Raw genomic sequence first — 15,261 nt, forward strand, 5'->3', positions numbered from 1 at the left:
AGTTGGATATGAGCTGCAAGATGACCATCGCACACCTGCGATCGGCGTACAAAACGGGCACCCTGACACCGGCACAACTGATGGCGGATATCCGTGCACGTTCGGCCGAGTACTTGGATCGGAATATCTGGATCCATCAACTGACCGAAGCGGAGCTGGCGCCCTATCTCGAAGCGCTGAACGATAAGCAAATAGACAGCCACCCGCTCTGGGGCATCCCCTTCGCGATCAAGGACAATATCGATCTGGCCGGCATCCCGACCACCGCCGGCTGCCCTGAATTTGCCTACACCCCTGACCAAAGTGCACAGGTGGTGCAGCAGCTGATCGACGCCGGTGCCATCCCGGTGGGCAAGGCCAACCTGGACCAGTTCGCCACCGGCTTGAACGGCACCCGCTCCCCCTACGGTCCGGGCCGCAACGCCTTCGATCCCGACTACATCAGCGGCGGCTCCAGTGCCGGCTCCGCCGTCTCCGTGGCGCTGGGGCTGGCCAGCTTCAGTCTGGGGACCGATACCGCCGGTTCCGGCCGTGTGCCCGCCTGCTTCAACAACCTGATCGGGCTGAAACCGACCCGGGGCCTGCTCTCCAGCAGCGGTCTGGTGCCGGCCTGTCGCAGCCTCGACTGCATCAGCATCTTCGCGCTGACCGCGGATGATGCCAACGAAGTACTGGCCTGTGCCGAGGGCTTGGATACCCGCGATGGCTACAGCCGCGAAAACCCCTTCGCCAACCAGGCGCGCCACTATGGCTACCGCGATGGGGCGCTCAAGGTCGGGATCATCCCGGAATCTCAGCTGAAGTTCTTTGGCGACTCGGCGTATGAGGACGCCTATAAAGAGAGCCTGGAACAGCTGCGGGGGCTGGGGTTTGAGTTCGTCGAATTCGACTACGAGCCGTTCAACGAAGCGGCGCTGCTGCTCTATGAAGGCCCCTGGGTCTCCGAGCGCTATATCGCCTGCCGGCCACTGATCGATGACAATCCGCAGGCTATCCATCCGGTGGTGCGTGCGATCATCGAACCGGGTGCCAAGCCCCTGGCCACCGATCTGTTCCGGGCGCAGTATCGCCTGGAGGCGCTGAAACAGAGCTGCCTGGCACAGATGGCCGGACTCGACTGCCTGCTGACACCCACGGCCGGGCGTCTGTTCACCGTCGACGAACTGCTGGCGGAGCCGATCCTCTTCAACTCCCAACTCGGCTATTACACCAACTTCATGAACCTGTTGGATATGACGGCGGTCGCGGTACCGACCGCGTTCACCGATGCAGGCATGCCGTTCGGCATCACGTTAGTGGGTAACCACTTCAGCGATCGCGCCTTGCTGTCGATCGCCAACCGCATTCAGCAGGGGCTGGCGCTGCCTCTGGGGGGCGAAAAGACAACGGAAAAGCCCGTCATGAGCGCTAACCCGGTGGGTAACCCGGATTGGATCGATCTGCTGGTGTGTGGTGCCCATCTGGAAGGTTTACCGTTGAACTGGCAACTGACCGAGCGTGGTGCCTTGCTGAAGCAGAGGACAACCACTGCACCGATCTATCGCTTCTATGCGCTGGCGGGTGGTCCTCCCTATCGGCCGGGGTTGGTGCTGGACGAAGAGCGGGGTGCCGCGATCGACGTGGAGATCTGGTCGCTGCCGACAGCCGAGTTCGGCAGCTTCGTTGCAGGTATACCGGCGCCATTGGGCATCGGCAAGGTGCGTCTCGCCGACGGTCATTCGGTCTCGGGCTTTATCTGCGAGCCGCATGGGCTGGAGGGTGCCGAGGAGATCACCGCATATGGCGGCTGGCGGACCTATCTTGGGTCCAGGGAGTGACAGCTATCAAACAAGGGAGTCTGAATTTGAGGGGGGGCTGTCCGAAAACGAAGTATGACACTGGGTAGAAAATTCGGACTTGTTCCCATCTTCCCCAGTGTCACGCTATCATGAAATCGGATCTTACTGTGGAGTAAAAGGCATGAAACCGTCCGAAGCCCTGGCCGCTAATCGAGAGGCTATCCGGCGCGTGGTGGCGTCCCACCGTGCCGGAAATGCCCGCGTCTTCGGTTCCGTCCTCCGCGGCGATGACACCGAAGACAGCGACCTGGACATCCTCATCGACCCGATGCCAGAGACAACACTGTTCGATATCGGCGCGATCCGGCACGAACTGCTACAACTGCTTGGCGTGCCGGTCGATGTTCTGACCCCAAAGGCGTTGCCGGAGAAGTTTCGGGCGTCCGTTCTTGCCGAGGCAGTACCGGTATGAGTCGTGACAAGCAACGCATCGCGGACTATCTGACGCACATCCTCGAAGCCATCGAGCGCATCGACCGCTATACCGAGGAGATGAGCGAAGTTACATTTCTGGAGAATGAGATGGCTCAGGATGCCGTGATCCGCAACTTCGAGATCATCGGTGAGGCCAGCAATAACATCGAAAAGCATTACCCTGAGTTCGCAGCAGAACATCCTGAATTGCCACTGGCGTTTGCCTATCAGATGCGCAATGCCTACTTCAAGGTTGACCTGGAAATCGTCTGGAAGACGATCCACAGAGACCTTCCGGGATTGTACCAGCAGGTACAACAGGTGCTCGAAGGTCTGCCACCCCTGTACCACAATCGGGCCGACAAGCCGGATTGACTTGTGTTAAGGTTCTGCGAGGCGCTCAAGGAAGGTCTCCACCACCGCCAAGCGCTATTTTGGGGTGCGATAACTCATATTGATCGAGACGGAGGATAGTCCGCTTAAACGCCCCTGGAACGGTCTTGCCCCCTCACGGAGATAATGACCTCTTCATCGGTCTTTAAACGGGCTACTACCGCCGAAACCCCTTTGGTCTTCAGCTCATTGGCCGTCATTGTGTTCATGTTTCTATCCCCAGCACCGAAAGTGCTTGTATACAGTACGATTAAGCGTACTACGGAGGGTTAGATTATTCAGCACTGATATCCTTCAGATCGACGGACAACTTCTGCCAGCGTCCCAGCAGTTCCAGCAGCAGAAACGCACGCTGTTCGCCGTCATACTGCAGGAACACCGCGTCCAGGCCGCGGAAGGGCCCCCCCGCGATCTCGACCTTCTGGTTCACCTTGAGCTGATGCTCCGGTTCCCTGCCGCTGCGCAGTTTGCGTCGCAAGGCTTCAACCACGTCGTGCGGCACAATGGCGGGCTTGTTGCCGAAGCTGACCATTTTCGCTACGCCCCGAGTGGAACGAATCGGGCGCCAGTTGCTCTCAATCTCCGACAGATAGATGAACAGGTAGCCGGGGAACAGAGGCTCGATCTGCTCCACACGTTTGCCGCGCTTGATCTTTTCGACCCCTATCTGCGGGAAAAAAACGTCATAGCCCTGATTTTCAAGCTCGGCACAGGCGCGCGCCGCCTGCCCCGGCTTGGATTGCACGACATACCAGTGATAGCCAGACATCTTGTACCCAATCAATCGAAAAGCCAGTTCGGATTATAGGCCTGTAGGGCAGCCAACCAAAGTCGTGTAGAATCGGCCTGTTCAAATTGGTGGGGGCGCCTTCGCAAAAGGTGTCCAAAGCAGGGTTTTGGGGAGTATCCGACAGGCAACCTCCGGGCGGTAGCGTGTCTGAAGACCAGGAAAGGTCAAAACCGGGCGGTAAAACGCCGGGTGGTCAGCGCTATGTTCGGTACTTCTCGATCAACGGGTAAGACAGAACAGTGAAAATTGCAATTGCCGGCACCGGCTATGTAGGTCTCTCCAACGCCATCCTTCTTGCCCAGCATAACGAAGTGGTGGCGCTCGATATCGTCGAGGAGAAGGTCGCACTGCTCAACGATCGCAAGTCCCCGATAGAGGATGTCGAGATCGAGCAGTACCTGGCGGAGAAAACGCTGAACTTTCGTGCGACCCTGGACAAGGAGAGCGCGTACAAAGGCGCCGAGTTCGTTGTCATCGCCACCCCGACCGACTACGACCCGGAGACCAACTACTTCAACACCAACAGTGTCGAAGCCGTTATCCGGGATGTAATGGCGATCAATCCCGATGCGGTGATGGTGATCAAATCGACCGTACCGGTGGGTTACACCGCCGGCGTACGCGAGCAGTTCAACACCAACCAGATCATCTTCTCGCCCGAATTCCTGCGTGAAGGCAAGGCGCTTCACGACAACCTCTACCCCTCCCGTATCATCGTCGGCGAGCAGACCGAACGCGCGAAACGCTTTGCAGCCCTGTTGCAACAGGGCGCGATCAAGCAGGATGTGCCGACCCTGTTCACCGACAGCACCGAAGCCGAAGCGATCAAACTGTTCGCCAACACCTACCTGGCGATGCGTGTCGCGTACTTCAACGAGCTCGACAGCTACGCCGAAACCCACGGCCTGGATACCCGCCACATCATCGAAGGCGTCGGCCTGGATCCCCGTATCGGCAGCCACTACAACAACCCCTCCTTCGGCTACGGCGGCTACTGCCTGCCGAAAGACACCAAGCAGCTGCTCGCCAACTACGCCGATGTCCCCAGTAACCTGATCCGCGCCATCGTCGACGCCAACACCACCCGCAAGGACTTTATCGCCGACTCGGTACTGCGGCGTAACCCGAAGGTTGTCGGTATCTACCGTCTGGTGATGAAAAGCGGCTCCGATAACTTCCGCGCCTCTGCCATTCAGGGGGTGATGAAGCGGATCAAGGCGAAGGGTGTGGAGGTTGTGGTGTATGAGCCGGTGTTGGAGCAGGATGAGTTCTTTCACTCGCGTGTGATTCACGACCTGGAAGCGTTCAAGCAGGAGGCCGACGTCATCCTCGCCAATCGCATGACGGACGAGATTCGCGATGTTGGGTCGAAGGTGTATACGCGGGATCTGTTTGGTAGCGATTCTTGAGGTAATTTTTTAAAAAAGCACCACTGAAATAACCGCTTTGGTTATATCCAATTTGATTTGCCCAATTAAGTAAGACGTCGGCTAGAAACGGTCTGCGTTTTGGTTTCTATATTTTTGAAATGTAAAGTTGGAAATACATGTCCATACATCAAACCACCATCGAAAAACTTCAAACAAAAGAAGCTGTGATCGGTATAGCGGGCCTCGGATATGTCGGCTTGCCCTTGATGCTGCGTTACAACTCTATCGGTTACCGCGTACTCGGGATCGATATTGATGCAGAAAAAGTTGGACGCCTGAATTCGGGTAGCAGCTATATCGAGCATATCCCTTCAGCCAGTATAGCGGCTGCGAGACAGTCGGGGTTTGAAGCGACCACTGATTTCAGTCGAGCGGCTGAGTGCGATGCCTTGATTATGTGCGTGCCTACCCCGCTGAACAAATACCGAGAGCCCGATATCAGCTTTGTCATCAATACCATGGATGCGCTTAAGCCATATCTGCGCGCAGGGCAAGTTGTTTCACTGGAAAGCACCACCTATCCAGGCACTACCGAGGAAGAACTGCTGCCGCGGGCTGAAGAGGGCGGACTGGTCGTCGGTGAGGATATATTCCTCGTCTATTCACCAGAGCGTGAGGATCCAGGTAACCCGGATTTTGAAACCCGCACAATTCCCAAAGTAGTGGGAGGGCATACGCAGGCCTGTTTACAAGCAGGAGTCGCGCTGTACGAACAGGCAATCGATCAAGTGGTGCCGGTCAGTTCCACGAAGGCTGCCGAGATGACCAAGCTGCTGGAGAACATCCATCGAGCGGTCAATATCGGTTTGGTGAACGAGATGAAGATCGTCGCTGACCGCATGGGGATCGATATCTTTGAAGTTGTAGATGCAGCCAAGACCAAACCGTTTGGTTTCACAGCCTACTATCCCGGCCCTGGGCTCGGTGGCCACTGTATTCCGATTGACCCCTTCTACCTGACCTGGAAAGCGCGTGAGTACGGGCTTCATACGCGGTTTATCGAGCTGTCGGGTGAGGTCAATCGTGCCATGCCGGAATATGTCGTTAGCAAACTGATGGACGGGTTGAATGATTCCGGCAAGGCGCTGAAAAACAGCTCCGTGCTGGTGTTGGGAATTGCCTACAAGAAAAACGTTGATGATATGCGCGAATCGCCCTCTGTCGAGATCATGGAACTGATCGAGGCCAAGGGGGCCAGCGTTGCCTACTCCGACCCCCATGTGCCGGTATTCCCCAAAATGCGTGAACACCATTTCGAACTCTCCAGCGAGTCGTTGACCGCTGAAAACCTGGCGAGGTTCGATGCCGTGGTTTTGGCGACCGATCATGATCGTTTCGATTATGAACTGATCAAGCAGAATGCCAAGTTGATCATCGACAGCCGCGGCAAATTCCGCGAGCCGGCGGCCCACATCATCAAAGCTTAAGAGATTCAATAATGAAAAAGTTTGCCATGATCGGCGCGGCCGGTTACATCGCTCCGCGTCATATGAAAGCGATCAAGGACACGGGAAATGAACTGGTCGCTGCGCTGGATGTGAATGACTCCGTTGGTATTATCGACAGCCACTTTCCGGATGCGGACTTCTTTACCGAGTTTGAGCGTTTTGACCGTCATGTCGACAAGTTGCGCCGTGCCAACAGCGATAAAAAGGTGGATTACATATCCATCTGTTCTCCCAACTACCTGCACGACTCACACATGCGTTTTGCCCTGCGTTCCGGTGCAGATGCCATCTGCGAGAAACCGTTGGTATTGAACCCCTGGAATATAGATGGTCTTCAGGAGATCGAGCGTGATACAGGGCACAAGGTGAATACCATCCTGCAATTGCGTCTGCATCCTGCCATCATCGCTCTGCGTGACAAGGTTCAAAGTGGCTCCAGGGCACATAAGCACGAAGTTGACCTGACTTACATCACCTCGCGTGGTCATTGGTATCTTCAATCCTGGAAAGGCGACACCAAAAAATCGGGTGGTATAGCCACCAATATCGGTGTTCATTTTTACGACATGCTGCACTTCGTCTTCGGAGAGTTGCAGCAGAATGTAGTGCACTATAGCTCGGATACCAAAGCCGCTGGTTATCTGGAATATGCGCAGGCGCGTGTTCGCTGGTTCCTGTCTATCGATATCAACGACGTGCCCGCCGAGGTTCGGGCAACCGGGCAGCGCACCTATCGTTCCATTACCTGTGAAGGCGAAGAGATCGAGTTTTCGGGCGGCTTTACCGATCTGCATACCCGCAGTTACGAAGAGATTCTGAAGGGTAATGGCTTCGGCTTGGACGAAAACAGAGTGGCCATCGAAACCGTATCACATATCCGTGATTCAAAACCGCAGGGCCTGACAGGTGATTATCACCCCTTCCTGAAACAGGTGATTGCATGAGTGTGATGATCCACCCCAGCGCTATCGTCGATGATGGCGCTCAGATTGGTGAGGGTAGCCGCGTTTGGCACTTCGTGCATGTGTGTGGCGGCGCCAGAATCGGGAAGGGGGTTTCGCTGGGCCAAAACGTTTTTGTCGGTAACAGGGTCATCATCGGGGATCAGTGCAAGATCCAGAACAACGTCTCCGTGTACGACAATGTACACTTGGAGGAGGGCGTCTTCTGCGGTCCCAGCATGGTGTTCACCAATGTTTATAACCCACGTTCGCTAATAGAGCGAAAAAGTGAGTATCGTGACACCTTGGTGAAAAGGGGGGCGACCTTGGGGGCCAACTGCACGATTGTCTGCGGCGTCACCATCGGTGAATATGCCTTTATCGGAGCAGGCGCCGTAATCAACAAGGATGTGCCCGCTTATGCACTGATGGTGGGTGTGCCTGCCAGGCAGATTGGCTGGATGAGCGAGTTCGGAGAGCAGCTCGACCTGCCGCTATCAGGACAGGCGACGGCGATATGTCAGCATACTGGCGCTGCATATATGCTCAATGGCGAGCGCCTTACCAGACAGTAATTAACTCATTTGTACTTCGCATGTGAAGCGTAAATAGGAATCTATGCAATTCATCGATCTGGCCGCTCAACAGTCCCGCATTAAAGACAAGATTGATGCAGGCATTCAAAGAGTACTGGCTCATGGGCAATACATCCTTGGTCCCGAGGTGTCCGAGCTAGAAGAAAAGCTGGTTGAATTCACCGGCGCCAAATATTGTATAACCTGCGCTAACGGAACGGATGCTCTGCAGATTGCCCAAATGGCACTTGGCATCGGCCCAGGCGATGAGGTGATTACACCCGGATTTACCTATATCGCAACGGCAGAAACAGTAGCCCTTTTAGGTGCGAAACCGGTTTACGTTGATATCGATCCTCGCACCTATAACCTCGATCCCACCAAGCTTGAAGCCGCGATTACGCCTAGAACAAAAGCGATCATTCCGGTTTCGCTCTATGGGCAGTGTGCCGATTTTGATGCCATTAACGCTATAGCTGCGAAACATGGTATCCCCGTAATAGAGGATGCGGCACAAAGCTTCGGTGCCAGCTATAAGGGCAAAAAATCCTGCAACCTCAGTACTATTGCCTGTACTAGTTTCTTCCCCAGCAAACCTTTGGGGTGTTACGGCGATGGCGGGGCGATCTTCACCAATGATGAAGAGCTGGCAATCGTCATGCGACAAATCGCCCGTCATGGCCAGGATAGGCGATACCACCATATTCGAGTGGGAGTGAACAGTCGTTTAGATACAATTCAGGCGGCGATTCTGCTTCCCAAACTTGAAATATTATCTGAAGAGATCGAACTTCGTAATCAGGTGTCTGGATCCTACACAGAGCTGTTGAGCGAGGCAGGTATAAGAACAACCCCAGAGGTAGAACTACACAACGTGTCAGCTTGGGCACAGTATACAATTCGAGTAAAAAATAGAGATGTGGCTCAGCTAAAGCTTAAAGAGAATGGAGTCCCTACAGCAGTGCATTATCCAATACCGCTTAACAAGCAGCCAGCTGTTTCAAATAAACTCATACAATTATCAGTGGGAGATATAGTGTCCGGCGAAGTGATGAGTCTTCCGATGCATCCATATTTAACAATTGATGAACAAGAAAAAGTTGTTAAGGTGCTGGCATCACTTTTTTCCTGAAAGTGGTCGTGAGTAACGATCGAGTTAATATTTTTAGTTGAGTGTGGATGCATCTCTTCTCTGAGATTTTTTGTTTTATGTTGATTTGCTTTGGTATTTAAATGCGTATTGCATATTTATTGGGTGAAGATTTAGAAAAGCACCCTGGCTTAAAATATAAAATTGAAAAGCAGATAGACTGCTGGGAATTGCTTGGACATACTGTATACAAAGTAATGCATAAAACTGGGATTGTAACTAATTCCGACGGAGAGGTCGTTTTTAAAAGAGAACCTTTAAAATTGGTTTGTGAAAACAGTATTGCTTTATTGAGGAGGTTGTCATGGCAGTACGGTTTTGTTGTTGATTCGCTGAAAGAAATTAACCCAGATTTGACTTATAGTCGATATTTGTTTCCCTCGCTTAATGTCTATAAAATTCCAAGGTTCGCCGGTAAGTTTGTAGTTGAAATAAACTCAAACGATAGATATGAGTATCTGCAAAAGAGTAAGTATACGGGCTTTTATAATTCTTTTTTTCGAGGTTTTTCTCTGCGTGGAGCACATGGACTTGTTTTTGTAACTGAAGAGCTAGCTAATTCTTCTGATTTTTGTGATTTCTCGTTTAAAAGGACTGTAATAGCAAATGGCGTAGAGGTAACCGATTATGATTTTTGTGAAGATACGGGAAATGATAGTCCACAACTGGTGTTTATTGGTTCGCCGGGCCAAACATGGCATGGTTTGGATAAGCTGGGTGTTATAGCCGAAAAAATTCCCCATTGCACTATGCATATTGCAGGACCTGACCGTCAGGAGTGCGAAGAGAAATGGGGGTATTTACCCGAAAATGTAATCTGTCATGGCTATTTGTCAGGGGGGGAAGTACAGAAACTCGTGTTGAAAATGGATGTTGGTATAGGCACTTTGGCATTGCATCGCAAGAAAATGAATGAGGCCTGTCCCCTCAAAACGCGTCAATACTTTGCTCAAGGTTTACCTGTTGTAGGGGCAAGTAAAGATACAGATATAAATGGCAGTTTCCCTTTTTATCTTGAGTTGCCTAATAGCGAAAATAATGTAGTTGAAAATATTGGTAAGATTGAGGGTTTTATTGCTCAAGTGCATCGCAATCGTTTGGTTAGAAACAGTGCGCGAAAATTCGGAGAACATGTTCTTTCAATTGAAAAAAAGGAAACTGTGAGGGTTAGGTTCTTTGAGGACATACTATCCTCATGAAAATTCTTGTGATTTCAAGTTCAGCGCCTTTCGGAAAAGGGGAAAGCTTTGTTATTTCTGAGGTTAACTCAGTCGCTCGAGCGGGGAATGATGTTTTACTGTTTCCAACAATTTTACGAAAAGGCAATCCAAATACATTTGAATTAGATGAGCGAGTAATACTGGTAGCTCAGCCATCATTTGCCTGGACTGTTTTTTTTAACTTCATGAAATTTATTTTTACTAGGCCCTTTACACTTGTTAGGTTGCTGTGTTTAGTATCTGATAGGAATTATAAGAACTGTTTTAAAAATTTTATAGTGATACCGAAGGCATTGTGGTTGTCTGCCAAGTTACGTAACGAGTCGGTAGACCATATACATGCCCATTGGTTAACAACTCCATCTACATTGGCCATGGTTACGAGCCGGCTGACGGGAATTAACTGGAGCGTTACCGCCCATCGTGGTGATATAGTGGTCAATAACCTTTTAAACGAAAAGTTTTCGTCGGCTAGCTTTGTAAGGTTTATATCCAAAAGTGGTGTTGTACTCGCGAAAGATCGTGCATTATTGAGTGATGCGAAAATCCGTATTTTGCATCTTGGGGTTAATATATCGGATTTTTCGACGAGCGATGGTTTAGGAAAAGACTTTTCAAATAGAAAGTTAACTATTTTGTGTCCAGCTAATCTCATTCCTGTAAAGGGGCATTCTTTATTATTTAAAGCCGTCTCAGTAATGAGAAACAGGGGCGATGTAAATATTATCGTTGCAGGAGATGGCGAGTTGAGAGGGTCGCTGGAGCAAACCGTAAGAAACTTGAGTATAAGCCAGCTGGTTCGTTTCGAAGGGCACGTTCCCCACTCAACTCTAATTAGCTGGTATAACGATAAAAAGATTGATCTGGTCGTTCTGCCTAGCCAGGATCTCGGTAAAGGGTTGCATGAAGGAATACCGGTTAGTCTCATGGAGGCAATGGCATCCCGTATACCTGTAGTTTCTACTTCTACTGGTGGGATACCTGAGCTGCTTCAGGGCGAAGGCGATGAACGCTTTGGTGAGTTGGTCGACCCACATGATCATATAGGGTTGGCTAAGGTGCTAGATGATCTTGTGGAGTCTTACGAAAGACGCAGGCAACTTGCGGAGCTAGGCTTTCAGCGAGTTTTCTCCGAGTTTAATCAGGAGAAAACAGTAAATAAATTGGTTGAAATGATTAGGCATGCTAGCTAATAAAAGGTCAGTAGATGCAACAACGTATACTAACTGTAATCGGCGCACGTCCACAATTCATAAAAGCTAGCGTGGTTTCTCGTGCAATTCAGAAAACAGAAGGCATAGAAGAGATCATGCTGCACACTGGTCAGCATTTTGACGCCAATATGTCCGATATTTTCTTTAATCAGTTGGGTATCCCTAAACCAGATGTTCAGCTGGACATTAATGGCGGAAGCCACGGCGAGATGACCGGACGTATGCTTGCTGAAATCGAGCAGGCTCTATTAGAACACAAACCGGATAGAGTACTCGTGTATGGCGACACTAACTCCACTTTAGCGGGTGCTTTGGCCGCGGCAAAGCTGCATATTCCGGTTGCGCATGTGGAGGCAGGACTGCGAAGCTTCAATATGCAGATGCCGGAGGAGATCAACCGCATCCTGACCGACCAAGTTAGTGACATGCTATTTTGCCCTACGGCAACGGCGGTAGATAACCTGCACAAAGAGGGTTTCAAAGCTAAGCCGGTTCAGGTTCTGCAAGTCGGTGATGTGATGCAAGACGCGGCGTTGCTGTTCGCGGAGCGCGCTGCTGCACCAGTTGGTGCCGAACTACCTGAACAATTCATTCTGGCCACGCTTCACCGAGCAGAGAATACCGATGATCCCAAGCGACTGTCGAGCATCGTTACTGCACTAAACCACATTCATAAAACATTGGCACCCGTAGTACTACCGTTGCATCCTCGCACTCGTAAGCTGATTGCCCAGCATGGCTTGGATCTGAACGTTAATTTGATTGATCCAGTCGGATATTTCGAGATGGTTTGGTTGCTCGATCGTGCGCAGCTGGTATTGACGGATAGTGGTGGCGTACAGAAAGAGGCGTTCTTCTTCCGCAAGGCCTGTGTGATCATGCGGGACCAGACTGAGTGGCGTGAGTTGATTGACATTGGTGCCAATGAGCTGGTTGGGGCCGATAAAACAAGAATTGTGGAAGCCGCCGCTAGGCACTTTGGCCGTAAAGTAGTGGATAGTGAGCAGCTATATGGTGGGGGGCAGGCTTCGCAGAGGATCGTCAGCAAGTTGGTGTCGACTGGCGCATGACGAAAACTGTATGGATTGTTAATCAATATGCCTCCACACCAGAGTACGGCTATGCTGGACGCCACTATTATCTCGGTAAGGAGTTAGCGAAGCAGGGCTATAACGTCTATTTGATAACCTCTGGCGCTCATCACTTGTTACGTGAGAAGCCTGTGTTCGACTCGATGTTTCGATGTGACCGACAGGGAAACTTTACTGTGGTTTGGGTCAGGATGCCGAGCTATTCGGAGGCTCACAGTAAGGTAAGAGCTTTAGGTTGGTTCCTGTTTTCATATCGCATTAAAAAACTGGCTAAGCTAATTCCAGATCCTCCGGATGTGGTTGTGTGCTCGTCGCCTTCACTTATCTCATTCATGGGATCTAAAAGTCTAGCTTTAAAATTTGGCGCGAGGCTTGTTTTTGAGGTTAGGGATATCTGGCCATTGACGTTGACAGAGGTTGGCGGTTTTTCCCAGAAACATCCTTTTATCCGCTTGATGCAGTGGGTTGAAGATCGTGCTTACCGAGATTCCGAGAGAGTCATCTCGAATCTCAAGAACTCTGTTGAACATATGATAAGCCGAGGTATGCCCCGAAGTAAGTTTGCCTGGGTACCCAATGGCTTCTCGCTGGAAGAAGTTGGCCTGAAGGCTCCGCTGAATTCAACGGCTAATGGCCAACTGCCCCTGGATAAATTCATTGTGGGATATACAGGCGCGATTGGAACGGCTAACGCGTTGGATACGCTTGTTGATGCCGCTGAGCGGCTTCGGCAGTATTCTGATATCGCCTTTGTACTGGTCGGTGCCGGGAAGGAAAAAGTAGCTTTACAGCAGTTGGTAAAAGAAAAGGATCTGAATAACGTTTATTTTATAGATCCCATACCCAAAGTTGAAATTCAAGCAATGCTGGCCAAGTTTAATGCCTGCTATATTGGCTTGACCAAAGACCCTTTGTTTCGTTTCGGGGTTTCGCCCAATAAGTTGTTCGATTACCTGTATTCGGCTAAGCCGGTTATTTACGCTATTGATTCCGGTGAATATAAACCTATCGAAGAAGCGGGGGCCGGGTTGCAAGTGCCCGCTCAAGATGCTGAAAAACTGGCGGATGCTGTGCTGAGGTTGTATCAGTTATCCCCCCAGGAAAGAGATGCGTTGGGAGAGAACGGACGCAAGGCGGCCTTGGAACAACACGAGTACAGTCAGCTGGCTCAAAACTTTAGTAATATCCTGTTCGAAGGGTTGGAGTCATGAAGGTCCTGCTTACTGGATCAACGGGTTTTCTTGGTCAACGGTTGGCCAGGCGTCTGGCGCAGAACGCTCGCTATCAACTTACCTGTGTGGTAAGGCGTCAGGTCACCCCGGTGGCTGGAGAACAGGTTGTCATTGAGGGGCTGAACTCCGCTCAGGATTGGTCCAACGCACTTGTTGGACAGCAGGTTATCATCCATACCGCTGCCCGCGCCCACATCATGAAAGATGAGGTGGCAGATCCCTTAGCCGAGTATCGAAAGATCAATGTTGACGGCACACTCAACCTGGCTCGCCAAGCCGCGAAAAGTGGTGTCGAGCGCTTTATATTCATCAGCTCCATCAAAGTGAACGGCGAGCAGACTTTTTCGGGGGCGCCTTTTACGGCGGAAGATAACCCCTCGCCGGAAGACGCCTATGGACTTTCCAAGCTGGAAGCTGAACAGGGGCTGCGACGCATAGCGGAAGAAACGGGTATGGATGTCGTCATCGTGCGTCCACCGTTGGTGTATGGCCCCGGCGTCAAAGGCAACTTCGCCAGCATGATCAAGATGGTCGAGAGAGGCATCCCGCTGCCGTTAGGTTCTATCCACAATAAACGTTCTCTGGTTGCACTCGACAACCTGGTTGACCTGATCGTCACCTGCATCGAGCATCCTGCTGCCGCTAATCAGGTATTTCTGGCCGGAGACGGTCATGATTTGTCGACCACGGAGTTGTTGCGTGGAGTCGCTGGAGCGATGGCCAAGCCTCCACGTCTGATTCCAGTACCGACCGGAGTGCTAATGCTGGGGGCTACACTCTTGGGTAAAAAAGCCGTTGCACAGCGTCTGCTTGGCTCTTTGCAGGTGGACATTAGCAAGGCGCGAAACCTGCTGGGGTGGACGCCGCCGGTTGGTGTGGAAGAGGGGTTGAGGCGCTGCTTCGCTAATCGTTGATATGTCCCTGCGGCGTATGCACTTGGTCTAGGGCTCGGAATAGAAGGGTTTCGTGTTGATTCGTTTATTGGATTTTGTATTTGCCCTGATGGGGTTGGTGTTCGGTTTTCCAGTATTGCTGCTGCTTACGCTTATCGGGCTGTTCGATACTGGCTCACCAATATTTCGCCAGGAGCGGGTGGGGCGGAACAAGAAACCGTTTACGCTGGTGAAGTTTCGCACCATGAAGGTGGATACGGCATCGGTTGCCACTCATTTGGCCAGCAGCACCTCGATCACGCCGTTTGGTCGTTTCCTGCGCCGCAGTAAGCTGGATGAGTTGCCGCAGTTGTGGAACGTGCTCAAGGGGGAGATGAGCCTGGTCGGGCCGAGGCCCTGTCTGTTCAACCAGGAGGAGTTGATAGCCGCCCGCGATGCGCAGGGCGTATTTGCGGTTAGGCCTGGGATAACCGGGTTGGCACAGGTCAACGAGATCGATATGTCTACACCTGAACTGCTCGCGAAGACCGATAAGGAGATGGTGAGCAGCATGTCGCTGAGGAACTATTTCCGTTATATCGCCATGACCCTGGTGGGTAAAGGCACGGGCGATCGGGTCAGGCACTAAGAGA

The 15,261-nt window shown here is 51.7% G+C and carries 15 protein-coding genes; 14 read left to right on the forward strand and 1 reads right to left on the reverse strand.

The features are described from left to right. The first annotated feature begins 8 nt into the window (after positions 1-8). From atzF to KQ940_RS15175, 3 genes are all read left to right on the forward strand, one after another. On the forward strand, positions 9-1,817 hold the full coding sequence (gene atzF / locus KQ940_RS15165) for an allophanate hydrolase (RefSeq protein ID WP_217414582.1): 1,809 nt from the start codon (positions 9-11) through the stop codon (positions 1,815-1,817). A 142-nt stretch (positions 1,818-1,959) separates the two neighbouring features. Continuing rightward, positions 1,960-2,250 carry a nucleotidyltransferase family protein gene (locus tag KQ940_RS15170; RefSeq protein ID WP_217414583.1) on the forward strand — a complete coding sequence of 97 codons (291 nt, stop codon included), beginning with the start codon at positions 1,960-1,962 and terminating at the stop codon, positions 2,248-2,250. Further along, positions 2,247-2,627, forward strand: a complete 381-nt coding sequence (locus KQ940_RS15175) for a HepT-like ribonuclease domain-containing protein (protein ID WP_217414584.1) — start codon at positions 2,247-2,249, stop codon at positions 2,625-2,627. Before KQ940_RS15170 ends, KQ940_RS15175 begins: the two co-directional genes overlap by 4 nt. Positions 2,628-2,919: 292 nt before the next feature. Here the strand turns inward: KQ940_RS15175 and rfaH are convergent, their stop codons facing one another. Continuing rightward, positions 2,920-3,414 (reverse strand): transcription/translation regulatory transformer protein RfaH, encoded by a 495-nt coding sequence (rfaH, locus tag KQ940_RS15180; RefSeq protein WP_217414585.1) that lies wholly within the window; start codon positions 3,412-3,414, stop codon positions 2,920-2,922. A gap of 260 nt (positions 3,415-3,674) precedes the next feature. Between rfaH and KQ940_RS15185 the strand changes: the two genes are divergently transcribed. The 11 genes from KQ940_RS15185 (at position 3,675) to KQ940_RS15235 (ending at position 15,257) form a co-directional block, all read left to right on the forward strand. Beyond that, positions 3,675-4,844 (forward strand): nucleotide sugar dehydrogenase, encoded by a 1,170-nt coding sequence (locus tag KQ940_RS15185; protein ID WP_217414586.1) that lies wholly within the window; start codon positions 3,675-3,677, stop codon positions 4,842-4,844. 137 nt (positions 4,845-4,981) lie between these two features. Continuing rightward, on the forward strand, positions 4,982-6,292 hold the full coding sequence (gene wbpA, locus KQ940_RS15190; RefSeq protein WP_217414587.1) for a UDP-N-acetyl-D-glucosamine 6-dehydrogenase: 1,311 nt from the start codon (positions 4,982-4,984) through the stop codon (positions 6,290-6,292). Positions 6,293-6,303: 11 nt separating this feature from the next. Continuing rightward, positions 6,304-7,257: a Gfo/Idh/MocA family oxidoreductase gene (locus KQ940_RS15195; RefSeq protein WP_217414588.1), complete on the forward strand. Its 954-nt coding sequence runs from the start codon at positions 6,304-6,306 to the stop codon at positions 7,255-7,257. Next, complete coding sequence (wbpD, locus tag KQ940_RS15200; protein ID WP_217414589.1) at positions 7,254-7,829, forward strand: UDP-2-acetamido-3-amino-2,3-dideoxy-D-glucuronate N-acetyltransferase; 576 nt, start codon at positions 7,254-7,256, stop codon at positions 7,827-7,829. Before KQ940_RS15195 ends, wbpD begins: the two co-directional genes overlap by 4 nt. 43 nt (positions 7,830-7,872) lie before the next feature. Continuing rightward, the gene (locus tag KQ940_RS15205; RefSeq protein ID WP_217414590.1) at positions 7,873-8,961 is read left to right on the forward strand and encodes a DegT/DnrJ/EryC1/StrS family aminotransferase; all 1,089 of its coding nucleotides are present in this window, start codon (positions 7,873-7,875) and stop codon (positions 8,959-8,961) included. 101 nt (positions 8,962-9,062) lie between these two features. Further along, positions 9,063-10,178 (forward strand): glycosyltransferase family protein, encoded by a 1,116-nt coding sequence (locus KQ940_RS15210; RefSeq protein ID WP_217414591.1) that lies wholly within the window; start codon positions 9,063-9,065, stop codon positions 10,176-10,178. Continuing rightward, entirely contained in the window at positions 10,175-11,392 is a 1,218-nt protein-coding gene (locus KQ940_RS15215) for a glycosyltransferase (RefSeq protein ID WP_217414592.1), read from the forward strand. Before KQ940_RS15210 ends, KQ940_RS15215 begins: the two co-directional genes overlap by 4 nt. A gap of 14 nt (positions 11,393-11,406) precedes the next feature. Next, on the forward strand, positions 11,407-12,483 hold the full coding sequence (gene wecB, locus KQ940_RS15220) for a non-hydrolyzing UDP-N-acetylglucosamine 2-epimerase (protein WP_217414593.1): 1,077 nt from the start codon (positions 11,407-11,409) through the stop codon (positions 12,481-12,483). After that, positions 12,480-13,715: a glycosyltransferase family 4 protein gene (locus tag KQ940_RS15225; RefSeq protein WP_217414594.1), complete on the forward strand. Its 1,236-nt coding sequence runs from the start codon at positions 12,480-12,482 to the stop codon at positions 13,713-13,715. The genes wecB and KQ940_RS15225 overlap by 4 nt, the downstream gene beginning before the upstream one ends. Then, complete coding sequence (locus tag KQ940_RS15230; protein WP_217414595.1) at positions 13,712-14,650, forward strand: UDP-glucose 4-epimerase family protein; 939 nt, start codon at positions 13,712-13,714, stop codon at positions 14,648-14,650. Before KQ940_RS15225 ends, KQ940_RS15230 begins: the two co-directional genes overlap by 4 nt. Before the next feature lie 55 nt (positions 14,651-14,705). Beyond that, positions 14,706-15,257, forward strand: a complete 552-nt coding sequence (locus KQ940_RS15235) for a sugar transferase (RefSeq protein WP_217414607.1) — start codon at positions 14,706-14,708, stop codon at positions 15,255-15,257. The last annotated feature ends 4 nt before the right edge of the window (positions 15,258-15,261 follow it).

Origin of the sequence: Marinobacterium ramblicola (assembly GCF_019084545.1) — a bacterium.
Classification (GTDB): domain Bacteria; phylum Pseudomonadota; class Gammaproteobacteria; order Pseudomonadales; family Balneatricaceae; genus Marinobacterium_D; species Marinobacterium_D ramblicola.